Raw genomic sequence first — 23124 nt, forward strand, 5'->3', positions numbered from 1 at the left:
AGGTTGAGCTAACAAACAATAAAATGAAATGATTTCGTACAGGGGAGCGACAGTGCTATCAGGTTAGAACATAGCAACGCAATCGCATATGGCAAATTAGTTACCCTGCAACCGGTTAAAAATGGAATATCTTATTTTTTTGATGTACTATTCTTTTATTCCAACGCATAACAGGTATGTTTAAACTGTAATAACGAAGCTTACGAATGACGAATGCTCTTAATTATACGAGTTGTATCTTTATATATAAACCGGGGCGCGTATGGAAAGCGATAACAATAAAGGATTGAACGGCCTGGAAGCCGCCTTGGGCAAACCCAGGTACTATATCGATGCGCCCGATAAACTCCCTGGTGAAAATTATTACTGGTTTCCGAATGTGGGCGATAGCATGACGGATAATACCCCGGGCTCCATTCCCGGCGGCAGTCTTACCCTTGGCCGGTTGCTAACCGTTGATAACATAACGGAAATACCCCTGCACCGCCCCATGGTTTTTATTATTGAATACAAAGGAGAACAATTCTGTTTGCTGAAAAGCCCCGCCGGCACCAGGGCTATCGATACAACTGACGAAAACACCGGTTCTGCAGCGCTTTGCCTGCGCAGTTACCATCCCGGCCCCGGTTATGACGATCTTTGGGTGCCGTTTCAAAATATCAGGTACATTTTCGTGGTGGAAAGAGTTCGCCGCCCAAACGGAACGGAGTTTGTTCCCGAAGAAAAAGAAGTGACAAGAATTAAAAATAAATAGGATCATAAAAGTGCCACACTTTCAGGATGTGGCACTTTTTATTTCCGCATCAGTCTTTGATATAGTAACTCACTTCATGCGCTTCCCAGGGCGCAGGCACCTCCAGTTTGGCAACCAGCTTATCCACTGCATTTTTAGGCACTACCGCCTCTCGGTGTTTATTCTGCACATGCAGCTTTTGATAAGGCACTTCTACGTATACTATTTTTACATAGGCCTTATAGGTCACAAACAGGTCGATCAGTTGTGAACGCATTTGCCTGGTTATATTGGTGGCGTTCCACACAAAAGACCGCTTTTTGCGCAAATGCTCCCGCGCCTGTTCCTTTGCCAGCTGTACTACCGTGCCATTCCCGCTTTTATCGGTAGGCGATATTTTATGCGCACGGCGTATTTCATCGAGGTTAACAACAGGCCAGTCTTTATAATGCTGCCGCACATAAGTATCCTTTCCTGAGCCCGGCAAACCGCAAAGCATAACAACGGTGGCGCCAAAATCATCATACGGAACAAAATCGGGCGCGCTGCCCTGTTTATTGAAATAATGGTATTGCGCATTGGGCGTTTTAAACGCTTTTGGCTTTCCCCAGCAATCATGTTCCTGGCACAATGCTTCAAACAGATCTATCCGATACAAAAGGTCGTGCCGGTCATCGCATATTCTTCCCAATGCATCAGCCCTTGCCAGCAGGGATAACAATTGCGTGTTCACCATCAGGGCGGTTTCTATCACCGTTCTCGCCGGGTCCCTTCTTTCAATAGCCCAAATGGGCTGGCCATGAAAGCGCACCAACTGTACGATCTGTTCCCTGATCGTAAAAGGCGCCGGCAGTTCGGTATATAAAATTTGCCGCGCTGTTGCCGCTCCTTTTTTTGAATGCCCTTTTGAGGTAATACTGCCATCCGGTTCATGCACCGTAGTGGAGCGTTTTTCAACATCGTGCAACAATGCCGCCGCCCATAATATTTCCTGTTCCTGCGCCGGCAGGCGCTTATAACCCGCCAGCTGCTGCAGGGCTTCCATCACCATCCGCGTATGAATGGCCACATTGCCTTCGGCATGATGCACGGGATCTTGCGGAACCGCTTCCATATCCTGTACCCAATCGAACTTTTCTTCTAAACTATCCCAGTCTTTATTGGTAGTTAACATCCACATAATGTCCTCCTTCATGTTTTAAACCTGCACGTTTCCAGTTCCGCGTCCAGTGCTCGTTTGTTTTTACGTGCCCTTTGCGCACCCATTTAAAAACATTGTGCGCAAACTCATCGCGATGGAAACCGGCTGCATTCCGGCTTACGATACCTTCCAGCGTGCATCGCTTTCCGGTAGCGGTATCAACCGGTTCAAAAGCACCGGCAGTTGTTACGATGTTCATTATTTTCTGCTCGAACAATTTCCTGTCGCCAGGTGTGTGTTCCATTTCAATCTGCGGCACGGCAGGCAGATCGAGCATAGCTGCATAGAATTGTACTTCTTCCCAGCTTAGCCAGCGATCCTGTTCCCGCACTGCAAATACATAAAAATGATGATCGAGCTGTTGATACCTTATGGAATGCACCGCATACAGGTTCTCTAAAAAGATTTCCAGGCCGCCGAGGTCGTTCTTCACCCGTTGCCAGAATTCCCGCAACGTGGCCGTCCATGGCGAAGTGGTGGGCGCCGCGTGCGAACGCGCAAATACGCCCCTTTTGCTCAAACAGTTATTTTCACCGTCGAGCTTTTCGGTATGTACTACCGTTTTTATTTGTTGAAGGTCGCTCCAATAATCATAATTGATCCTGTCATCACTGGTTGTTCCCGGCGAAAAGGGATAATGATACGTGCGACCGTATTTCTCTGATTGCATAAACAAAGTAATACGTGATCAGGGCTGCAAAAACAGCACCTTCAAAATTGTTAAGATAAAAGAAAAGCTGTAACGCTCTTAATGAAGCGTATCAATGAGAAAGGATTATATGTGGAGGCGATTACATAACACAGGCTTTACCTTGTTTCGAATTGAGGGCAAAATTACACTTTTTTCGGTGTAATCAAAATGAAGCGTTAAATACGTGCATCCTTTGCCGGTACAGCCGGCAATATTTGCCGAACCTGGTTAAAGCAAGTGTTTTATGCCGTAAATTTAGAATTTCCAGGCCTTTAGGCACTACGGCATTCAAATTGCAACAGAAACATTGAAAAATCCTGTTTATTATGACACTCACCGAGTTATTGATACTTCTTGTAATCGCCGCCATTTGCGGGGCGGTTGGACAGTCTCTGGCAGGCTACGATCTGGGCGGTTGCCTGGTTTCAATAGTAGTTGGTTTTATCGGCGCATACATCGGCTTATGGCTGGCAGGCAAATTCGGACTGCCTGAAATATTTGCCATCAGAGTTGGCGGAAAAACATTTCCGATCATCTGGGCTGTTGTGGGGTCGGCGCTTTTTACCCTCATAATAGCACTGATACGGGGGGCTATTTTCGGGCGCCGCATATAAATAATTCGACAGGGCATTCCATCATACTTTTCAACTCAGTAAAAGGCAGCGACAACATGCTGCCTTTTCTTTTTGCGTCATAAAGCCATCTTCGTTTATTACAAATTGATATGTTCCCTACGCGCAGATTAACATCACCAACTTTTTTACACACGCCCGTCATTGCAAACTTCGACATCGATCAAACGTTCAAAAACCCTGGCCGCCCAAAATTAAAATTTCAAATCAACATTACGAGATACCTCTCTCATGAAAACTTTTAACCTGCGAGGCATGAAATTTTCAGCAATTGTTTTGTTAAATCTGTAAAACTGCCAATTAATGTGCAAACACATTATTTGACTGAACAGATCTTTTTGTGCACAGATAAAACTGACCGCATATGAGATTTTCTGCACCTCACCAAAGCCAGCTTCGGCTGTTGATTTACACAGCCCTTACGCTCACCTTTATTCTTCTACAGTATCGCTTAGCAAATGCAGCTGATGAAAAAAGATTTATTCCCGTCAGAGGGACGGTAACTTCCGCAATTGACCAGCAACCGCTACCGGGGGTTTCGGTAACTATAAAAGGAACAAATACCGGTACGGCAACAGATGCCGCCGGAACTTTCAGTTTCAACAATGTTGAAGCCAATGCAACACTGGTATTCAGCTTTGTAGGTTATCAAACAATGGAAGTGCCTGTAAGAAACCGCCAGGTGATCGATATTGTATTACAGGTGGAAAGCGGTATGCTCCTTGAAACGGTGGTTACCGCCATTGCCATCCGGCGCGATAAAAAATCGCTTGGCTATTCCGCCCCTGTTGTTAAAAGCGAAGAACTGCTTACGGGCCGCAATACCAGTCCGTTAAATGCATTACAGGGAAAAGTGGCGGGCGTAAATATCACCAGTACATCCAGCGCACCCAACAGTTCTTCCCGTATCGTGTTGCGGGGCGGTTCTTCCATTTCGGGCAACAACCAGGCGTTGATGGTTATAGACGGTATTCCCATCGATAACTCTGACTTCCTTGGCGGAAGCGATGTTCGTTCAACTCAAAATAGCGGTGTGGTTGATCCAAGAAGTACGGTGAACTTCGGTAACCGCGGAAATGACATCAACCCGGAAGATATAGAATCGATCACCGTTTTGAAAGGCCCCACAGCAGCCGCGTTATACGGGTCAAGAGCTTCGAACGGCGCCATTATCATAACAACGAAATCGGGCAGAAAAGGACAGAAGAATGAAGTAACCGTTAGTTCAACCGTCACATTCTCTAATGTATTGAAACTGCCGCGGTTCCAGAATAGTTTTGGCCAGGGGTATGCAATTGATATTCTGCCGGATGGCTCTTTGGAATATTACAACGATCCTATCGAGAACTGGAGCTGGGGGCCCCCATTTACCGGCGAAATGCAGGAATGGGGACAACAGATCAATGGTGTTCGGCAACAAAAACCGTATTCGGCACAGGAAAAAAATGTTCGGAAATTTTTTGAGCTGGGAAGGATGATCAGTAACACCGCAACATTCGCCGGGTCGGGAGAAAAGACTACTTTCTACTTATCTCTCAATAGTCTGAACTCCGACGGTATCATGCCCGACGACAAAGACACCTACAACCGTTACAATGCACGCTTCAATGGTTCCGCGCAATTCACTAATAAATTCTCAGCCAGCATTGGCCTTAACTATAGCCGGGTGAACAGCAATCTGGTACAGGGCGGACAGGGCCCGGGCTCGGTTTATGACAACCTGCTTCAAACGCCACGCGATATTCCTATTGACAAACTGGGCGACCTGAGCAATCCCTATAACGGTTATGGATTTTTAAATGAACGGGGTGAACAGGTATATGGCTTTTATGGCGGTTATACCGTTAGTCCATATTTTATTCTGCAGAATTATAAAAATGAAAATGATGTAGACCGGATTGTGGGTAATTTCACCATCACCTGGGAACCAACGGAATGGTTGAACGTGGTGGAAAGAGTGGGCGCCGATGTATACTCAGACCGCAGAAGATTTAAATACCCTAAGTTCACCTATTACCCTGCCGATGAAGAAACCGGCAACTACTCGCGTTCGAATGTGCAGTCGGAAGTTGGACAATACCGGGAAAACAATTTCAACATCAGCGAAATTGTACATGATCTTATGATAACCGGTAAGAAAGACTTTGGCGATCTCAGCACCAGCCTGTTGCTGGGGCATAACATCAGGCAAAGGACCGCTACCCTGCTCGATGCAAGCACCAATGAATCGTTCGGGGTGATCGTTCCAGGCTGGTACAATCTCGATAACAGTAATGGGCCGTTATACAATTTTAACGATTTCAGCCGCCGGCGCCTGATGGGCATCTATGCGCAACTTACGTTAGGCTACGATCAAACGCTCTTCCTCGATCTTACAGCGCGGAACGACTGGTCGTCGACCCTGCCGAAAAACAACCGTTCTTTCTTTTACCCAAGCGCCAGCGCTTCGTTCGTGTTTACGGAATTGATGAGGAACAGCAGGCTGGCCGACATACTCGACTATGGTAAACTACGCGCCAGTATAGCACAGGTTGGTAACGATGCCAACCCCTACCTGCTGGAGAATTATTATGCAAGACCGGAAATAGAAGGCAATTTCGGAAGCACTACATTTCCTTTTAACGGTGTACCCGGCTTAACAAGGTTTGGCCGGATCGCAAACCCTGATCTGAAACCCGAGATCACAACAGCCTGGGAAGTAGGTACGGAAATGAATTTCTGGAACAACCGGTTATACCTTGATTTCACTTATTACAAAAACAGGTCGAAAGACCAGATCCTCACTATTCCGATTTCCGAAGCGTCGGGCTTTACTTCAAAAGTTATCAATGGCGGTATAGTGGAAAATAAAGGAGTTGAATTAAGCGTGCGCGGTACACCTATACGGGCACAGTCGGGCTTTTCACTGGAACTGTTTGGTACTTATACCCGCAACCGCAGCAAGGTGGTTGATCTTCAACTGGAAGGCGTAACGCAGGTTTCGCTGGGCGGTTTGGCCGATATGTCGGCCGTAGCGGCAGAAGGAAAACCATATGGAACTTTTTATGGTGTGGATGTATTGACCGATGAAGAAGGAAGAGTGATCGTAGACCCATCTTCCGGTATTCCGCTGGAAACGCCGGGCGCTGTATATTTCGATTCCTATAATCCTGACTACATAGCCTCCTGGGGAATGAATGCCCGTTATAAAGGGTTTGCATTGAGTGTTTTGTTCGACACAAAACAGGGCGGACAATTTGTTTCACGCACAAAAGATATAATGGCCTTTGTAGGCACTTCCTGGGAAACGGTAGAGTATGGCCGCGAACCCTATTTGTTCCCCAACTCGGTTTATTATGATCAGTCAGATAAACTGGTCACCAACACCGACGCGAAAGTGCTGCCCCAGGACTATTTCAGCAATTTGCCTTATGGCCGTAATGTGATCGACGCCTCGTATGTAAAACTGCGTGAAGTGAGCCTGAGCTATAAAATCCCAAGGAATGTACTTAAAAATTCTCTATTTGGGGATTTGACCTTCGGCATCTTCGGGAACAACCTGGTTTTGTGGACGCCTTCACAGAATAAGTATGTCGACCCGGAGATCAATTCCGCAGGCGCCACCAATTTGCAGGGCTTCGACTTTACAGCCCAGCCCTCGCAACGGAATTTTGGTTTTAACATAAGTGCAAGTTTCTGATAACCTTATAAATAACAGGTCATGAAAGTTATTATCAATATAAGATACAAATGGCTGCTTATTATACCGGTTATAATTACCGGTATCACAGGTTGCAAAAAGTTTTTAGATACCAACGACAATCCGAACCTGTCGTCCAACGCCTCTGTTGAACTGTTGCTGCCCGCTGCGCAGGCTGCTATCGGTCACGCGCTTGGCAATCCGCTGCAGATCCATGGTGGTATCTGGGCGCAATTCTGGACACAAAACCCAACTTCATCGCAATACCGAAGCCTCGACCAGTATTCGGTAACCACTACTTCTTTCGACAGACCATGGCGTATGTTGTATTCCGATGCAGCGCAGGATCTTCAGGAAATACTGACCCTTACCGAAGGTAAGCCGGCATACAATCAATATACCGCTATCGCCTACCTGATGAAGGCATATACGTTCCAGCTGGCAACCGATGCCTTTGGCGATGTGCCGCTCACCCAGGCTGCCGATGCGTCTGTTACCAATCCCGATTACAATCCACAGCAACAGGTGTACGACAGTATACTATCGTATGCTGACAGGGCTATTTCATTGATCGATGTAGATGCGGATGTACACCCCTCTACCGATGACCTCATATTCCAGGGCGATATGGAACAATGGCTGCGTTTTGCCAATACGTTTAAATTACGCGCATTGTTAAGATTATCGGAAGTAGCGCCGCAACGGGCCGCCGCCGGCATTCAAACATTGAACAATGCATTATTCCTCGAGGAAGATGCGGAAATCGAATACAGTACAGTGGGTGGAAATCAAAATCCATTGTTCTCCGAAATGCTTGGCTTAAGCCGGGTACAAAACCTGGTGGCCAGTGAAACGGTTGCAAAGTATATGACGCAGAACCGCGACCCGCGGTCGGAAATTTTCTTTACCCGGTACAGAAATACAGCCGGTACAATAGATTCGATCATTGGTATAAAGCAGGGATCATTCAGAACGAATACAAGGATATTTTCATTACCCTCTACCCTCGTAGGCGCCAACGCCAGGAACGACCAAAGCGCCAATGCCCCGGTGAAATTCATGTCGGCCGCAGAAAGTTATTTCCTGCAGGCTGAAGCACGGGTACGCGGCTGGTTAACAACCGGAGAAACCGCTTTGAATTTATTCAGGGAAGGTATCAGGGCCAGCTTTGAATCATATAATGTACCAAACGTTGAAACGTACATTACCTCCTCACCTGCTGCACAATGGCCTGGTGAAACAGGACAGCAGGTAAGGGCAATAATTATTCAGAAATGGCTGGCCATGACGGGCAACCAGGGTTTTGAAGCCTGGACCGAATGGCGCCGCACCGGTTATCCCGATTTCCTGGTGGTATCTGCAGCAACAGCACTGGGCGATGACAGAATGCCTGCTCGTTTGTTATATCCAAGCTCTGAAGTTACCAGGAACGTAAACTTCCCCGGCATAAAACAAATATATGAACCCGTGTGGTGGGATGTAGATTAGAAAAAAAGGTTAAGCCTTTACACCGTTAAATAAGCTATCGGCCATAAATACAAGCTGGCTGCCGGTTAAATTAAAATCATCTTCCAGAAAAAGTTTGTGGGCAGTGGCCTTCAACGTTATGTTGATCATCGCAGCCCACAAACCCATTTCTGCATTGTTCATCATTTTAACTTCCCGCTGGCTGATACCAAGAATTAGCACATCCTTTATCAGCTCTTCCAGGTACGAGTCGCGCTTTTTGATAATGTTGTCAAACAGAAAATGGTTCTCGTACAGGTCTGTTTTGAAGATCCCAAACTTATTGGCCTTTTGCTTTACATCTGTAAGTAAAGTGGTAAACAATACCCTGAATTGATTCGAAGCCGATCCTTCTTGTCTTACCGCCGCTGCAACCTGGGTCTGGCTGGTTGAGATATCGTTTAAAATAACCGCCTCAAAGATCTCCTCCTTCGTCTTATAATAATAATATAATGCGCTTTTCGACTTGCCTACCTGGCGGGCAATATCCTCCATGGTGGTCTTCTTAAACCCAAATCTTTCAAACAGATCCCGGGCGCCATTTAGTATTTCCTCCCTGAACGGGTCCTTTACATCTTGACTATTCGACATTTTTGGTCGATTTAAAGTGATTTCTACAAATATACAGAATCCTGACCGATCTCATTTTCTCAAAAACCAGAAACGATAGAGAAACCGGGCGTTCCGGCTGTTTACTTTGTATACACTATGTATATCAAGTATTTATTAGTGCTTTAGACTGCTCTACAACACCGATCGCTGCCTGGCAGCCACCCGCTTTCACATTGCTTTAACAATTTAATTCGACCGTTTTTACAATTTGGTCGAAAAGTCATACTATCTTTGACCAATCAACCAATTTAGTCGAATATTTAATGAACGAAATCACTATACTTCAAACAGCCTGTCGCTTATTCACCACCCAGGGCATCCAGCTCTTTACCATGGATGAAATTGCGTCACGGCTGGCGATCTCGAAAAAGACCCTTTACCGGTTCTTTACCTCGCGCCAGGACCTGGTTCAGCAGGTTTGTCAACTGGTGGCAGCCGACTACAGCCAGCAGATGGAAGCGGCTGCCGGCCCGGAAGCTGATAACCTCCAACGCGTGCTTGGCTTTATGGCCGTCAATGTCGCTTTCTGTAAAAAGAACAGCCTTGCCTTTTTTTCCGATCTGCAAAAACATTATCCGGCTGAGTATTTACACCTCACCACAACGCTCAACAGCATTACCGAGCAGCGGCTGCTGAAAGTGCTTGAAGATGGAATCGTAGAAGGCGTGTTCCGCGGAAGCCTGCACCCCAAACTGATAGTTACGCTTATACAGCAACATATAAAACGCGATTTCGAATTCGCCGCCGAACTGGTGAACGATTACTCGAAAGATGAAGTATTCAGACAGGGCATGTACCTGTTCCTGTACGGCATCATAGCCCCTGAAGCCATTCCCCAACTGGAAAATGAACTGAAAAGGTACAGCCAGGCCAACAGGATGGCACATACGGAAAAGAACGAATCACTATAACAAAAAACAGCTCAATTAAACAGATACTTAATGAAACACAATCAATCGCTTCGAACCCTTGTTCAACGTTTGGTATTGCTTGTGGCCGGAGTTGGCATCATGTCGGTAGCAGAAGCCCAGACAAAGCCGCTCTCCCTCAAAGAAGCATTACAACAGGCGCTGAAAAACAAATCGGAAGCAATTAAGGCCAAACTGGATGAAGAGAACAGCCGGAATAAAATTGATGAGGCAAGATCGCAGGCATTGCCGCAAATAAATGGCAACGCCGGTATTACTTACAACCCCATTCTGCAGTTAAGCGCCGTGCCGGGCGACCTCGCCGGGCAGCCCGGTAAAACGTTGTTGATACCTTTCGGACAAAAATGGAACAGCAGCGCCTCCGTATCGCTTTCACAAACGCTGTTCGATAAATCGGTTTTCACCGGTTTGAAAGCGGCCAAAACAACGCAGCAGTATTACAAGCTCGTAAGCAGGCTTACCGATGAGCAGGTAATTGAAAAAGTAGCCACACAATATTACCAGGTGCTGGTACAGCGCCAGCAACTGGTAGTAATCGACAGCAATATCGCCACCACCACCCGGGTGATGAAGGTTATTGAAGGCCAGTATAAGAACGGACTGGCAAAAAAGATCGATCTCGACAGAAGTAAGGTGAACCTTTCAAACCTCGAAGCGCAACAACAGCAACTGAACAATGCCGTTCAACTGCAGGAAAACACGCTGAAGTTTTATATGGGTATACCCATTGAAACACCCATCACCGTTCCACCTTCTGCACTCGACAGCATTCAGCCCAAACTGGCGATGATGGACGTTATGCCCGATGTAAAAAAACTATCTGACTACCAGGTATTGAAAAAGCAGGAAGAACTGCTGGTGTTGCAAAAGGAAGCTACTACGGCAGGTTATTATCCCTCTTTATCGCTTTCGGGTAATTATGGTTATACAGGTATAAGCAATAAGTTTCCTATAGGTACCGGCGCCAACTGGTTCGATTATGCTTCGGTAGGGTTGAACCTGAAGATCCCGATCTTCAACGGCTTCGCCACCCGCTCGAAAGTGCGGCAGGCTGATGTGGAGATCAAAAAGCTGCAGGCAGATATCAAAAACACCGAACTGTCGCTGAACCTTACCTATCAGAATGCAAGGACCCAGCTTCGCAACAGCATCATTACACTGAACAATCAGAAAGAGAACGTAGCGCTGGCCGAAGAGGTATATGCCAATACGCAGAACAACTATACGCAGGGCCTCGCGCCGCTGACAGACCTGCTCGATGCCGAGAATTCGCTTACCACAGCACAAAATAATTATACCTCCGCTTTACTCGATTACCGTATTGCAGAGATACAACTGATAAAAGCACAGGGAAATTTAAAATCACTCTTAAACTAACATACAATGAAGAAGATCGGAAAGATCATTGTAACAATCGTAGTAATCATAGTGTCTTTAGGCGCTATCGCCAAAGTACTTTCGAACAACAAAAAGAAATCGGAAGAAAAGACCAAGATCGTAGCACAGCAAAATGCTTCCGTTTCGGTACGGATCGACACGGTTTCCCGTGCTGTTCCTGACCTCGATGTAGTTGCCAATGGCAACTTCGCCCCTGCGCAGGAGTTAAAACTGGCCTCCGAAAAATCGGGCCGCGTGGTACATGTGCTGGCCGATGAAGGCAGTTATGTAAAACAGGGACAAACCGTTGCCACCATCAGGGTCGATCAGCTTTCTGTTGACCTGCACAATGCAGAAGCCAACTATCAAACGGCGCGAACCGACCTCGAAAGATATGAGAATGCATTCAAAACCGGTGGGGTAACCCAGCAACAACTCGACCAGGCGCGCCTGAATGTAGTAAATGCAAAAGCCAAACTCGATCAATCGAAGATCAACCTCGGCGATGCAAACATCCGTGCAACCATCAGCGGTATCGTAAACAAACGTCATATTGAACCCGGCAGCGTGGTTTCACCCGGTACCGCCCTATTCGATATCGTAAATGTTTCTACCCTGAAACTGAACGTAACCGTAAACGAAGCGCAGATCCCTTACCTGGGTGTTGGTAAACAGGTAAAAGTAAAAGCAAGCGTATTCCCTGAAAAAACATTTACCGGCAAAATAAATTTCATTGCACCTAAAGCAGATGAAGCGTTGAACTTCCCGGTGGAGATCACCATCACCAACAATGCCGCCAACCAGTTGAAAGCCGGTATGTATGGTACAGCCATTTTCGATTTCCCTAACCAGTCATCGGTTATTATGGTACCCCGTACCGCCTTTGTGGGCAGCGTGAACAGCAAACTGGTATTTGTAGCAGATAACGGGGTTGCGCGGCTGACATCAGTTACGCCCGGCCGGGTAATTGGCGATAAAGTTGAAGTATTGAACGGTTTAACGGAAGGTACCCTTGTTATCACCAGCGGACAGATCAATCTTGTTGACGGCAGCAGGGTGAGCATTCTGCAGTAAGTGCCGGAACAACCATCATTGTAAAATAATTTTAAAAATGAAATTAGCTGAACTATCCATAAAACGGCCATCCCTCGTGATCGTATTGTTTACGATCCTCACACTGGGCGGTTTGTTTAGTTATCAAATGCTGGGGTACGAACTGATCCCGAAATTCGATAGCAACGCGGTAACCATTACTACGGTTTACCCCGGCGCATCGCCGGCGGAAGTAGAGAACACGGTCACCAAAAAAATTGAAGATGCCGTAGCCTCGCTGGAAAACATCAAAAAGCTGGAATCGAAATCCTATGAAAGCATTTCACTGGTAACGATACAGCTGAACAGCGGCGCCGATGCAGATTATTCATTGAACGATGCGCAACGGAAGATCAATGCAATTCTGAAAGACCTTCCCGAAGACGTTGATCCGCCCTCATTGAATAAATTCTCATTGAGCGATCTTCCCATTCTCACCTTCTCGGCTTCAGCCAAAATGGATGAAGCACAATTTTATGACCTGATCGACAAACGCATCAGTCCCGCCCTTTCGCGCGTGAACGGTGTGGCGCAGGTAACGCTGGTGGGTGGCCAGGAAAGAGAGATCCAGGTAAGCCTCGATGCAGAGAAACTGAAGGGATATGGTTTGTCGGTTCCCCAGGTACAACAGATAATCCTCAGTTCTAACCTCGATTTCCCTACCGGTAATGTACAAACCCGCGAGCAAAGCATCCTGGTGCGGTTATCGGGTAAATATAAGAACGTGGAAGAAATGCGTAACCTGGTACTGACCTCGAAGAACGGTATTGCCGTTCGCCTGGGCGATGTGGCCGATGTACAGGACGCCCAAAAAGAAGTTGAAAAGATCAGCCGGGTTAACCAGAAAAACGCCATCGCCATTCAGATCGTTAAACAAAGCGACGCCAATGCCGTAGCGGTTGCCGACGACATCAAAAAAAGGGTAACGACACTGGAGCAGCAATATGCGGCCAATGGTTTGCAACTTGAAATTGCCAACGACAGCACGGTGTTCACCCTCGAAGCCGCCGATTCAGTAGTACATGACCTGTTGCTGGCCGTAGTACTGGTGGCGTTTGTGATGCTGTTCTTCCTGCACAGTATTCGTAACTCATTGATCGTAATGGTGTCTATTCCGGCTTCATTGATCGCTACGTTCATTGGTATGGCATTGTTGGGTTATACGCTTAACCTGATGAGTTTGCTGGGCCTGTCGCTGGTGGTTGGTATCCTTGTAGATGACGCCATTGTGGTGCTGGAAAATATTTACCGGCACATGGAAATGGGTAAGAACCGGGTACGCGCGGCATTTGATGCCACCAAGGAGATCGGTTTTACCGTAACCGCCATTACCATGGTTATTGTAGTAGTGTTCTTACCAATTGCCTTAAGTACCGGTCTTGTTTCGAATATCATTAAACAATTCTGCGTAACCGTAATTATAGCTACGCTGTTGTCATTATTGTCGTCGTTCACCATTGTGCCCTGGCTGTCATCACGATTTGGTAAACTGGAACATCTTTCCAACAAATCGATCTTCGGCCGCATCATTTTGGGTTTTGAAAAAGGACTTACCTCTTTCACCCACTGGATCACCGGCATTCTGAAATGGTCGTTGAAGCATAAACGCATCACACTGGCCATTGTGGTGGTAATGTTCGTTGGTTCATTGTATATGCTGGCCGGCGGTTACATTGGCGGTGAGTTCTTTGCCAAGAGCGACCGCGGCGAGTTCCTGGTACAAATGGAATTACCAAAAGACGCTTCTATTGAACAAACCAACCAGGTTACACAGAAAGCAGAAGAATTCCTGAGCAAAAAACCGGAGATCGTAAGCCAGGTTACCGCCGTTGGCCAAACCAGCGAAGGTTTCGCCGGCAGCCAGTCAACCGCTTATAAATCGGAGATAAGGGTAACGCTGGTTGATCAAAAAGAGCGTGCCGATGATTCGTACGTGTACGCAGCCAAAATAAAACGGGAACTACAGAATGTACTGGTAGGTGTAAAAGTAAAAACAACACCGGTAGGTATGCTGGGTACGGCAGACCAGGCGCCGCTGGCCCTGGTAGTAATGGCCCCCGACCTCGACAGCGCCATGGTTTTTGCCAATGCAGCCCATGAACAACTGAAAAAGATCAAAGGGGCTACTGAAACAAAACTTACCGTTGAAGCGGGAAACCCCGAGATCAATGTACAGGTTGACCGCGATAAAATGGCCAGCCTGGGTTTAAGCCTGCAAACCGTTGGGCTAACCATGCAAACCGCCTTTAACGGTAATACCGATGGTAAGTTCAGGGCCGGTGAATATGAATACGATATCAATATTCGCTATAACAGTTTCAACAGATCGAATATTGAAGATGTGCGTAACCTCGAGTTCACTAACGACCAGGGGCAGCGCATTAAATTGTCACAGTTCGCCAACATCACCGAATTATCGGGCCCCAGCTTGCTGGAAAGAAGAGATAAAAGCCCTTCTGTAACCGTGCAGGGACAAACAGTAGGCCGCCCTTCGGGTACCGTGGCAGGCGAATGGCAAAAGGAATTTGAAAAAATAAGAAAACCTGCAGGCGTAAGTTATGTATGGGGTGGCGATATGGAAAACCAGTCGGAAGGTTTTGGAACCCTTGGTGTGGCATTGCTTGCTGCGATCCTGCTGGTGTACCTGGTAATGGTATTACTGTACGACAGCTTTATACATCCGCTGGTGGTTTTGTTCTCTGTGCCGCTGTCGTTCATCGGTGCGTTGCTGGCACTGGGATTGACCAACAACTCATTGAACATCTTCACCATCCTTGGTATCATCATGCTTATCGGTTTGGTTTGTAAGAACGCTATCATGATCGTTGACTTTACCAATCACCGGAAACAGGCAGGTGAAAGTACTTTCAATGCTTTGATCCAGGCTAACCATGCAAGACTTCGCCCGATCCTGATGACAACCATTGCGATGGTATTTGGGATGTTACCGATCGCTATTGCATCGGGCCCCGGTGCAGAATGGAAGAACGGGCTGGCCTGGGTTATCATCGGCGGGTTGATCAGCTCCCTCTTCCTTACCCTGATCATTGTACCCGTTATTTATGCCATTTTCGATCATTGGACCGAACGCAGAAAACGCAAAAAACAACAAAAGACGATAGATGAACTGATGGTTGAGGAATATGTACCCGCTGAAAGCGAAGATGGTTTTACTCCCGTACACGCAGTTTAGATGTAAGATAGGATACGCTAAGATAGACAGGCGCTTTTTCATGGATGGAGGCAGGACACCGGATTCATTTCCGGGTCCTGCTTTTTTATTTACCCCTGCCCGGGCTACGCAATGCCATTCTATTTAGTAGCTTTATATACATTTAGTATTCCATATGAAACAGTCAGCAATCAATTGGGCAACGGCACTGACGCCCTTGTTGAAGAAATATAAGAACACGCCCCATCCGCTTGAAGCCACTAATACTTATCAGTGGATAGTGATGGTTGTACTATCGGCCCAGGCAACGGATAACCTCGTGAATCAGATCGCGCCTGAATTTTTCAAAAAATATCCCGATATGAAGGCGCTTTCAAAAGCCGATCCGGGATCATTGTTTCCCATCATTAGTAAAGTGAGGAATTTTGCGCATAAGGCTGCCTGGCTCACGGGGATAGCAAAGCAAATAAAAAGTGACAGTAATATTCCGCTCGAAATAGCATCACTTGTAGCATTACCGGGTATCGGTCGAAAATCGGCCAATGTCATTCGCCGGGGCGCAAAAGCGGCGCCGGAAGGGATCATCGTTGATCTGCATACGATACGCGTGGCCGGCCGGCTGGGTATTACAGATGCTACGAATGCTGAAAAGATCGAAAAACAGTTAATGGAAATGTTGCCCAAAGCAAAATGGGATGCGGGCATGGCCCTGTCGTTCCATGGCCGGGAGATCTGCAGGCCGCAACCCGAGTGCCCTATTTGCCCGGTGAAAAAAGTATGTGAATATTATAATGGCCTGAAGCCAAATGATCCGTTGAAAAAGAAAAGTGGGAAGAAGTAGCTTAGATCAATTTCAGGTATTGGCATTAATGGCATTCGTAAGCACCTTGAACACTACCTCCGACATTTGTTTATCGTAGAATTGCAGCAACAGATCTGTTTTATCTTTTTGTAATCCTATACCATCGGCATAGGTGTCGAATGAATGCAATTGGGTAAATGGTATGGCAAACGACTGCTGACTGGCAGAAAACACCACGCCTTTGCTCGTTACAGCAAATACGCCGGGGTGATTGGAAACTATATGCTCCCTGATGCGTATGCTTCTGCTGGCGCCCAGTTTATACGACACCCCTTTTTCTACCCTTAGCCGCACATTGCTGTGCTGCTGTAAATATTCAGAGGTGTTTCTGGCAAACACCAGGTTGGAACTTATTTCCCAATAAGCCACTTCATCTTTTTGTGTTACAATGGAAGGCGGTTTGCATTCAGGCAAATAACCGCGGTCAAGCGCGTTTAATAGTGACAGATAATAATAATCTTCCCGCAGCTTTTTATCGATATTGGCCTCTTTAATATTGATGCCCAGTTGTTGCGCCATTTGTCTCAACGCCTGTTGTTCTTCAACCGTTACCAGTTTATCTGAAACAATATCCTTAAGGGCGTTCTCATATAATTCCACCGCATTCTTCTGATTGATGCGTTTCACCTCATCTTCAGAAATATTCAGTTCGCGGGCAAACAGCCCGATCTCCAGTAGCTCTTCTTCAGACAAATGATTGTCTGCCAGTTTTTGTTTAGAAAGACTCGTGAGCGCGCTTTTAGCGTATTTGCTTTTGATGGTATTGATAGCGGCTTCAGGCAGCTGAAAATATGTTATAATTTTCTTTAGTACTTCTTTTTCCCCGTCAGTGATCGCATAATCCCGGATAACATCCTGCAGGTACTTCTCATAAATTTCCAGTCCAACCGATTGCAATTTAACCGGATCGGCTTTTTTAGCGTTTGTTCTGTTATAATTTTCGAAGTGGGATTCCCAGTTATTGTAATTATCATTCCTGATATCCTCAATTAACTGAGCGTGAGGGGAAAGGCCGGAAAACAGTTTTTTGAACATTGGCTGGATTTTATAACGGGAATAAAGATATAAAAATGATGCAAAACCATAAAAAAAGCCGCTCTGAGGCGGCTTGTATTTATTCCACTCACTGCTTAGAACTTAAACGATACCCCCAGTTGCAAAGGAGAAATACCATATCCTACTTCGGCATAAGCCCCGAGATGATCGTTGAACATGTAACGGCCACCGGCATGAAGATCAATAGTAACCGAGCCGCCCGAAGATTTATAATCATAGTAGGTTCCGCCTTCATCATACTTTAACTTATAGTGCCTGTAAATAAGTCCGGTACCACCATACACATCCAGTTTGGGATTGTCGATCTCGAGCAGTTCGTTAAAATGGTATGAACCTCTTACCTGGAACATCAGATAGGTATATTTCCAATCGTGATAATACTTGCGCTGCACAAAGCCAAAACCAATACCTGCGCTTATTTTATCGGTAAACCCATGTTCAAACGAAGCCGTTACCGGTAAACCGCCGGAGCCGTACAAGCCATAAGTTCCCAACCCAATGCCGGCATTCAATAAATTAGCGCCTTTCACATTGGTGAATCCGGTGCTATTTGCAGACTGCGCAAATAAACTGTTTTGAGCCATTAGAAAGAAGCATAAAACTGCCAGGGACAAAATTTTCATTTTCATTTCTTATTTATACCGCAAAAATATCTTTCCACCCAAAACGGAGTATATCAATTCGGACTAACTGCCGGAAATGAAGTTTGAAGTGAGGAAGTAATCAGTTGAATAGTATTGGCGGCCGGGAAATTTCCCTCCTGGTTTCACCAACCGCCAATACCATAGGGAAAAAATTTTCCCTACCCCCTTCCTGACCGCCAGGCGTTATCTTTGGGATAAATCGTTACCTGATGTACCAGAAAAAAATACCCGAGTTGCTCGATTGTGGATTGGCTGTTGCCATTAAAGTGGTTGGCGGTAAATGGAAAGCCTGGATAATTGACTGCATCCGGCGCGGTGTAAGACGGCCAAGCGCCATTCACCGCGAAATGCAGGAAGTAAATCCAAGGATCATTAACCTTCACCTGAAAGAACTGGAGGAATTCGGAATCATTTATAAAGAGGTTTACGCCGAAGTGCCCACCAGGGTGGAATACCATTTTACCGAAGTAGGCAAAAGCGTTTTGCCGGTCGTTGACGTACTGGAACAATGGGGCAATACACATAAGGAATACATCCAACGCAATAACTCAGACTTCAAAGCCGGTTCCTGTGAGTTCCATCCCGAACAACAACGCAACAATTAACCGGCCCCGCGCATTACTTTAATGATGGCCGCATGCTCTTCCCCTCCATAACCCGCATCGATGGCGCGTTGAAAAATATGGGCAGCAAACTTCGGCAGTTCATCGCTGATGCCCGCTTCCTTCGATTGCTGCACAAGCAGGTGAAGATCGAGCCCGGTTGTATTGATCGTGCTTTCCGGATCGGTGAACTTATTATGCTGTATCACGTGCCCCATGTGTTTCGATTCCGTTGCGAGAATGGGAGAAATATTATAGATCAGTTCGCCAAATGCGTCGGGCCGCATGCCTTCTTTTTCACAGATCAATGCACCGTGGCAGAAGCCGATCCAGTTACCGGCAAGATAAGCCAGTACAGCCGAGAACAGCACCGCGGAAGCGCCCGGCTCTTCACCAAGATAACTAATGACGCCGGCGAGCGCGTTTAATTCGGTTTCAAACTGTTTGAATATTTCATTGTTGCCACTAAAGGTAATGGTAGCATCTGCGGTACCTATCTGCCTGGGCCATGCAAGGATATCGCCGTTCAAACAATTGGCGCCCTGCTGCCTCGCCCATGCATCAAAATCACGCGCTTCTTTTGGTGTGCCGGTGCTTAACTGTACAAGGGTACGGCCATGCAACAACTCCTTCCCTGCTTCAGAAAATATTTTTGCAGCGGCTTTGTAATCCGATACACATATCACCACAAATGCGCTTGCTTCAACAGCCGCTTTCACATTTTCAGCAACCAAAGCGCCTTTGTGAGCCAGTAAAGCTGCTTTTGCTTTGTTCCTGTTCCAAACCGTTACCTTCAGATCTTTTGCCAGTAATGCGTTGGCCAGTGCGGAGCCCATTGCGCCAAGGCCGATTACGGTTACGTTCTTACGCGTCATTGTATTGATTTTTGTCGTTATAAATTAATGCGTGCAAATTAATCGACAAGGCAGCCATCATCAATACAGGACAAAAGATTCAGGCAGGTGAAAAATTTATCATGAAGGGGGTATGCGCATTTTAACTTCTTATTCGAACGGTATTCAGTAGTTTCAGGTATGACTATCAAATACCTTTTTATATTATTCCTGGTTGCAATAGCGGGTATGGTAAACGCACAAACCGTTATCGTAAACCCCGATGGCACACATTCAGTAGTAACAGGTAACGTTGTTGTGCATCCCAACGGAACACATTCAGTGATACATAATGCGGGGGATCATTCGGTGGTGGTTGGTGCCGATGGCCGGCACACGGTAATAGTGGGTTCGAAACATACAGCTATAAAAACCATCATACATCCCGACGGAAGGCATTCGGTGGTGCATCAGGCAGGCCCTCATTCCGTTGTAGTGGGGCCCGATGGAAGGCATACAGTGCTGGTTAATCAACAATTGCCGAATAGTGGTGTGGTTATACCACCGCAGGGTCAGTTATTATGTAACCTGACCGGCCACCTTGCGATCATTCTGGCATTGATGCTATGAGAGTATATAATAATTATGTAAACAGCATAATACGTTATTAAAACGGGAAACTCTCCCTAATATATGATATCAATAAAATATCGTACTAAATCCTGATTGTTAAAAATTTCAAAATTATAAGGAACGGCAATTTAAATGGGCGATCCTTAATACTTTATTTTACCCCCTGCATTTTTTAAATCAACTAACCCCGTTAGTTTGATTCGTTCATTATTAGCTGTTGTATAAATAGGCTTATACATAAAAGGGGCAATAAATTATTTTTGGAAATTGTAATTTGTTTTTGAAAATAATTTAATGCTTTCTATCTTTACCTATTACCTCCTTAATATAGGAATCACCTTATCTAAGCAACCTTATCACTCCTATAGATACTTCCAAAGAACCTGAATTTGATGTATTACCATTCATTAAGCGCATTACAGTAAAAGAAGTAAAGCTTGGCTTCTTTATTTAGGATAGCTCTATGTGCACACAAACCGTTAAATACGGAAGTGCGAAAGGATATATCATAAATAAGCCACACTGACAATGTAAAGAAGTTATGGTTGGTCGCTTTTTAAATCGTGTACAGCCAACACCTACATAAACGATTAAAGCTCGTGCAGGACTATCATTTGCGTCAGTTAATAAATACATGCAAACATCAAAACGCTGGCAAGCACATGAAAAAATATTAGTGTAGTGTTCACAATGTATGAAACTGTCTGGAAGGAAGGTGAACTAGAGTTCGCCCGGTAAAGTGTAATAAAGAAAGTATGAGACATACTCGTACATGTGGCTGCCAACCTCGGGTTGTATATGCACTATATTACAGAAAAAAAAACGGGAATCTTGTGTTTCCCGTTTTACCACGCAAACGTGTGGTTATACTTTACTGTAATTGTTGTGGTTGGCTAGCAATCCTTCAGTGAAGGATAACACGACAACCCTAAACAGGCCTGGGTAGCGCAATTACCCCGGGCCTTTCTTTTTATATTCTCTATGTGAAGAAAATATAATCAGTTCAAATACCTTGTATTATCAAAGCATACATACGGACAAAATATATTTTACACCGAATTATTTAGGTATCTGTAAGATAAGTTTGACCTAAAGAAAATAAACGTAGCTGGGTGCCACAAAACAGAGCAATAGTGCTGCAATCAACCCTTCAAAAATATAAAAATAATTAATACAACAACGCAACTAGTTGGCAGCTTACCTAATTTCATTTTGTAGAATTGGATTACTTATTTACTACCGGCATTTCACGTACCAGGAACACGAAGCCCATTTGCTACAACATAGGTGAAATATCACTATTAACCATTCCTAACCTCGACAGTAAATTGTAAACGCTTGTTCTATGCCATCGTCCGCCTGTTCTGAATGTTGGTATTTTTAGCCTGTTTAGTTCACTAGCTATTTTCCTTGTACTGCAAATTCCTTCCGCATTTAGTTTACAAATAAGCGGCTGTAATTTTTTAGCAAATTCAAATGCCGCTTCTTTATTCTGTTGAGCAAGCACATTCCCATGCTTGCCTAATAATACACCTCTCTTTTTTGCCGCTTGCAGAGCCGATTTTGTATTCTCACTTATTGTGCGACGTTGCTCTTCTGCGACTGCCGCAAGAATATGAATAGTGAAGCGGTTTGCATGAGGATTGTCAGCGACGATAATATCTATAGGCAATTTTATGTTACGCGCTATTTCTTCAACATCACGACCTAATCTGTCAAGCCTGGCAACAATCAACGATGCATTGTGCTTTTGACAAAGTGCAAAAGCATTTTCCAAAAATATTCTTCGTTTCCGTGTCGATTTAACTTCCTGGATCTCCATCAGCAGTTGAAATTCATTGCAATTACAATGATGCCTCACTGCATGTTGTTGAGCCTCCAGTCCTAATCCACTTTTACCTTGCTTACCTGTCGATACACGATAATACGCAATTACCAATTTCATGTGATCTAGATCTTTAGCCAAATGTCCAGTGTCAAAGGTGATTTACTTTTGGACGAATTTCAATACTGGCAAAAATTTTAATCGCCTCTTAAATCTCTGATAACACTGGATATTTGAATTTTATAAATAAAGATATCTGAACCCATGTTGTCCATACATAAGTGACCATTTGCATATTGACAAATAAAAGTTTCACACAGAAATTTTCTATTTGAATTGGTGTCACCTTGTGTGATAATTTAATGACCATCAATTAATACAATGCGGCCTGGGTTATCTGTTGTAATATTTTAGGTTTAGAACAGGAAACACCGGTGGAGATTTCTTTATAGTCAATATTCTTTGCCTCTTTCTCTTGACTTCATGTAAGATCGATGCACTTCGTTTCATATAGAGTAATTTGATTATTATAGCATGCACAGGTCGCACAACCCAACCTGCATACAAAAGATTGGCGCCTTCCATATGTTTTATTCTATAAACATAATTGAAGTAATAATTTGCGTGAACCATCCCCAAAAGGCCATCAAAAACCTAATGAACAAAATATTTAGAAACGGCCTTAGGAATGTATTCCCTCATCCATGCATAGCGGGTTGAAACACGTTGATCGGTTTGAGCAATTTGATTTTATGTTGGCATGGTAAATAGATGCCGGTATGGTGGGATTTAAAAGCGTTGTATTCTTTGCAGAATTACAATTCTTTTTTTGATCAGCATTTTTCTTATTTTGAATTTGCCCATACAAATATATTGCAAATAGCAAAGAATAAACACTTTTAACAATATTCAGATATTGTCTAATACAATAACCATTTTATTTAAATGGATTTCAAAAAAGATATAGGATCAATACTTGAAGATTTAAAAAAAACGGGTATCTGACTTTATTTATAAAAAATCGATCTTTCTTGTTTTGAGTTCG

Annotated in this window: 18 protein-coding genes; 11 read left to right on the plus strand and 7 right to left on the minus strand. The window is 45.0% G+C overall.

Annotation, left to right across the window (positions count from 1 at the left end):
* Positions 1-262 precede the first annotated feature (262 nt).
* The gene (locus tag A4R26_RS24870; protein WP_081169238.1) at positions 263-754 is read left to right on the plus strand and encodes a hypothetical protein; all 492 of its coding nucleotides are present in this window, start codon (positions 263-265) and stop codon (positions 752-754) included.
* A gap of 49 nt (positions 755-803) precedes the next feature.
* Here the strand turns inward: A4R26_RS24870 and A4R26_RS24875 are convergent, their stop codons facing one another.
* Entirely contained in the window at positions 804-1928 is a 1125-nt protein-coding gene (locus A4R26_RS24875) for an AAA family ATPase (RefSeq protein ID WP_242675010.1), read from the minus strand.
* The gene (locus A4R26_RS24880) at positions 1891-2604 is read right to left on the minus strand and encodes an RNA ligase family protein (RefSeq protein ID WP_081169240.1); all 714 of its coding nucleotides are present in this window, start codon (positions 2602-2604) and stop codon (positions 1891-1893) included. The genes A4R26_RS24875 and A4R26_RS24880 overlap by 38 nt, the downstream gene beginning before the upstream one ends.
* A 347-nt stretch (positions 2605-2951) precedes the next feature.
* Here A4R26_RS24880 and A4R26_RS24885 point away from each other — a divergent pair, with 347 nt between their 5' ends.
* The 3 genes from A4R26_RS24885 to A4R26_RS24895 all read left to right on the plus strand — a co-directional run bounded on the left by A4R26_RS24885 (position 2952) and on the right by A4R26_RS24895 (position 8424).
* Positions 2952-3239, plus strand: coding sequence for a GlsB/YeaQ/YmgE family stress response membrane protein (locus A4R26_RS24885; protein WP_081169241.1), 288 nt, complete (start codon positions 2952-2954; stop codon positions 3237-3239).
* 382 nt (positions 3240-3621) lie between these two features.
* The gene (locus A4R26_RS24890; protein ID WP_081169242.1) at positions 3622-6936 is read left to right on the plus strand and encodes a SusC/RagA family TonB-linked outer membrane protein; all 3315 of its coding nucleotides are present in this window, start codon (positions 3622-3624) and stop codon (positions 6934-6936) included.
* 21 nt (positions 6937-6957) lie between these two features.
* The gene (locus tag A4R26_RS24895) at positions 6958-8424 is read left to right on the plus strand and encodes a SusD/RagB family nutrient-binding outer membrane lipoprotein (protein ID WP_081169243.1); all 1467 of its coding nucleotides are present in this window, start codon (positions 6958-6960) and stop codon (positions 8422-8424) included.
* Positions 8425-8433: 9 nt separating this feature from the next.
* Here A4R26_RS24895 and A4R26_RS24900 read toward each other — a convergent pair whose 3' ends face one another.
* Entirely contained in the window at positions 8434-9033 is a 600-nt protein-coding gene (locus A4R26_RS24900) for a TetR/AcrR family transcriptional regulator (RefSeq protein ID WP_081169244.1), read from the minus strand.
* A 284-nt stretch (positions 9034-9317) separates the two neighbouring features.
* Between A4R26_RS24900 and A4R26_RS24905 the strand changes: the two genes are divergently transcribed.
* The 5 genes from A4R26_RS24905 (at position 9318) to A4R26_RS24925 (ending at position 16465) form a co-directional block, all read left to right on the plus strand.
* Positions 9318-9965 (plus strand): TetR/AcrR family transcriptional regulator, encoded by a 648-nt coding sequence (locus tag A4R26_RS24905; RefSeq protein WP_081169245.1) that lies wholly within the window; start codon positions 9318-9320, stop codon positions 9963-9965.
* 30 nt (positions 9966-9995) lie between these two features.
* Positions 9996-11360, plus strand: a complete 1365-nt coding sequence (locus A4R26_RS24910; RefSeq protein WP_081169246.1) for a TolC family protein — start codon at positions 9996-9998, stop codon at positions 11358-11360.
* Between the two features lie 6 nt (positions 11361-11366).
* The gene (locus A4R26_RS24915) at positions 11367-12434 is read left to right on the plus strand and encodes an efflux RND transporter periplasmic adaptor subunit (RefSeq protein WP_165760404.1); all 1068 of its coding nucleotides are present in this window, start codon (positions 11367-11369) and stop codon (positions 12432-12434) included.
* Positions 12435-12471: 37 nt separating this feature from the next.
* Positions 12472-15645 carry an efflux RND transporter permease subunit gene (locus A4R26_RS24920; RefSeq protein ID WP_081169247.1) on the plus strand — a complete coding sequence of 1058 codons (3174 nt, stop codon included), beginning with the start codon at positions 12472-12474 and terminating at the stop codon, positions 15643-15645.
* A 154-nt stretch (positions 15646-15799) separates the two neighbouring features.
* Entirely contained in the window at positions 15800-16465 is a 666-nt protein-coding gene (locus A4R26_RS24925; RefSeq protein WP_081169248.1) for an endonuclease III domain-containing protein, read from the plus strand.
* A gap of 12 nt (positions 16466-16477) precedes the next feature.
* On the opposite strand, the gene A4R26_RS24930 is transcribed toward A4R26_RS24925, so the two are convergent.
* Both A4R26_RS24930 and A4R26_RS24935 read right to left on the minus strand, forming a co-directional pair.
* A complete protein-coding gene (locus A4R26_RS24930; RefSeq protein WP_081169249.1) occupies positions 16478-17521 on the minus strand; it encodes a hypothetical protein in 1044 nt (347 codons plus the stop codon).
* Between the two features lie 95 nt (positions 17522-17616).
* Positions 17617-18165 carry a hypothetical protein gene (locus A4R26_RS24935; RefSeq protein ID WP_133054770.1) on the minus strand — a complete coding sequence of 183 codons (549 nt, stop codon included), beginning with the start codon at positions 18163-18165 and terminating at the stop codon, positions 17617-17619.
* 230 nt (positions 18166-18395) lie between these two features.
* Here A4R26_RS24935 and A4R26_RS24940 point away from each other — a divergent pair, with 230 nt between their 5' ends.
* On the plus strand, positions 18396-18791 hold the full coding sequence (locus A4R26_RS24940; RefSeq protein ID WP_207625814.1) for a winged helix-turn-helix transcriptional regulator: 396 nt from the start codon (positions 18396-18398) through the stop codon (positions 18789-18791).
* On the opposite strand, the gene A4R26_RS24945 is transcribed toward A4R26_RS24940, so the two are convergent.
* A complete protein-coding gene (locus tag A4R26_RS24945; protein ID WP_081169252.1) occupies positions 18788-19663 on the minus strand; it encodes an NAD(P)-dependent oxidoreductase in 876 nt (291 codons plus the stop codon). The genes A4R26_RS24940 and A4R26_RS24945 overlap by 4 nt on opposite strands.
* Positions 19664-19822: 159 nt before the next feature.
* Here A4R26_RS24945 and A4R26_RS24950 point away from each other — a divergent pair, with 159 nt between their 5' ends.
* Positions 19823-20251: a hypothetical protein gene (locus A4R26_RS24950; protein WP_081169253.1), complete on the plus strand. Its 429-nt coding sequence runs from the start codon at positions 19823-19825 to the stop codon at positions 20249-20251.
* Between the two features lie 1279 nt (positions 20252-21530).
* Here A4R26_RS24950 and A4R26_RS24955 read toward each other — a convergent pair.
* Positions 21531-22199 (minus strand): recombinase family protein, encoded by a 669-nt coding sequence (locus A4R26_RS24955; RefSeq protein WP_081169257.1) that lies wholly within the window; start codon positions 22197-22199, stop codon positions 21531-21533.
* Positions 22200-23124 lie beyond the last annotated feature (925 nt).

This window comes from Niastella populi (genome assembly GCF_002078015.1).
GTDB classification, from domain to species: domain Bacteria; phylum Bacteroidota; class Bacteroidia; order Chitinophagales; family Chitinophagaceae; genus Niastella; species Niastella populi.

What these genes read in the sequence shown, in the direction of transcription:
- A4R26_RS24905 (WP_081169245.1), top strand. Translation starts at nt 9,318, where the DNA reads ATGAACGAAATCACTATACTTCAAACAGCCTGTCGCTTATTCACCACC.
- A4R26_RS24900 (WP_081169244.1), bottom strand. Translation starts at nt 9,033, where the DNA reads ATGTCGAATAGTCAAGATGTAAAGGACCCGTTCAGGGAGGAAATACTA.
- A4R26_RS24935 (WP_133054770.1), bottom strand. Translation starts at nt 18,165, where the DNA reads ATGAAAATTTTGTCCCTGGCAGTTTTATGCTTCTTTCTAATGGCTCAA.
- A4R26_RS24930 (WP_081169249.1), bottom strand. Translation starts at nt 17,521, where the DNA reads ATGTTCAAAAAACTGTTTTCCGGCCTTTCCCCTCACGCTCAGTTAATT.
- A4R26_RS24885 (WP_081169241.1), top strand. Translation starts at nt 2,952, where the DNA reads ATGACACTCACCGAGTTATTGATACTTCTTGTAATCGCCGCCATTTGC.
- A4R26_RS24955 (WP_081169257.1), bottom strand. Translation starts at nt 22,199, where the DNA reads ATGAAATTGGTAATTGCGTATTATCGTGTATCGACAGGTAAGCAAGGT.
- A4R26_RS24920 (WP_081169247.1), top strand. Translation starts at nt 12,472, where the DNA reads ATGAAATTAGCTGAACTATCCATAAAACGGCCATCCCTCGTGATCGTA.
- A4R26_RS24870 (WP_081169238.1), top strand. Translation starts at nt 263, where the DNA reads ATGGAAAGCGATAACAATAAAGGATTGAACGGCCTGGAAGCCGCCTTG.
- A4R26_RS24910 (WP_081169246.1), top strand. Translation starts at nt 9,996, where the DNA reads ATGAAACACAATCAATCGCTTCGAACCCTTGTTCAACGTTTGGTATTG.
- A4R26_RS24895 (WP_081169243.1), top strand. Translation starts at nt 6,958, where the DNA reads ATGAAAGTTATTATCAATATAAGATACAAATGGCTGCTTATTATACCG.
- A4R26_RS24915 (WP_165760404.1), top strand. Translation starts at nt 11,367, where the DNA reads ATGAAGAAGATCGGAAAGATCATTGTAACAATCGTAGTAATCATAGTG.
- A4R26_RS24875 (WP_242675010.1), bottom strand. Translation starts at nt 1,928, where the DNA reads ATGAAGGAGGACATTATGTGGATGTTAACTACCAATAAAGACTGGGAT.
- A4R26_RS24940 (WP_207625814.1), top strand. Translation starts at nt 18,396, where the DNA reads ATGTACCAGAAAAAAATACCCGAGTTGCTCGATTGTGGATTGGCTGTT.
- A4R26_RS24945 (WP_081169252.1), bottom strand. Translation starts at nt 19,663, where the DNA reads ATGACGCGTAAGAACGTAACCGTAATCGGCCTTGGCGCAATGGGCTCC.
- A4R26_RS24925 (WP_081169248.1), top strand. Translation starts at nt 15,800, where the DNA reads ATGAAACAGTCAGCAATCAATTGGGCAACGGCACTGACGCCCTTGTTG.
- A4R26_RS24890 (WP_081169242.1), top strand. Translation starts at nt 3,622, where the DNA reads ATGAGATTTTCTGCACCTCACCAAAGCCAGCTTCGGCTGTTGATTTAC.
- A4R26_RS24950 (WP_081169253.1), top strand. Translation starts at nt 19,823, where the DNA reads ATGACTATCAAATACCTTTTTATATTATTCCTGGTTGCAATAGCGGGT.
- A4R26_RS24880 (WP_081169240.1), bottom strand. Translation starts at nt 2,604, where the DNA reads ATGCAATCAGAGAAATACGGTCGCACGTATCATTATCCCTTTTCGCCG.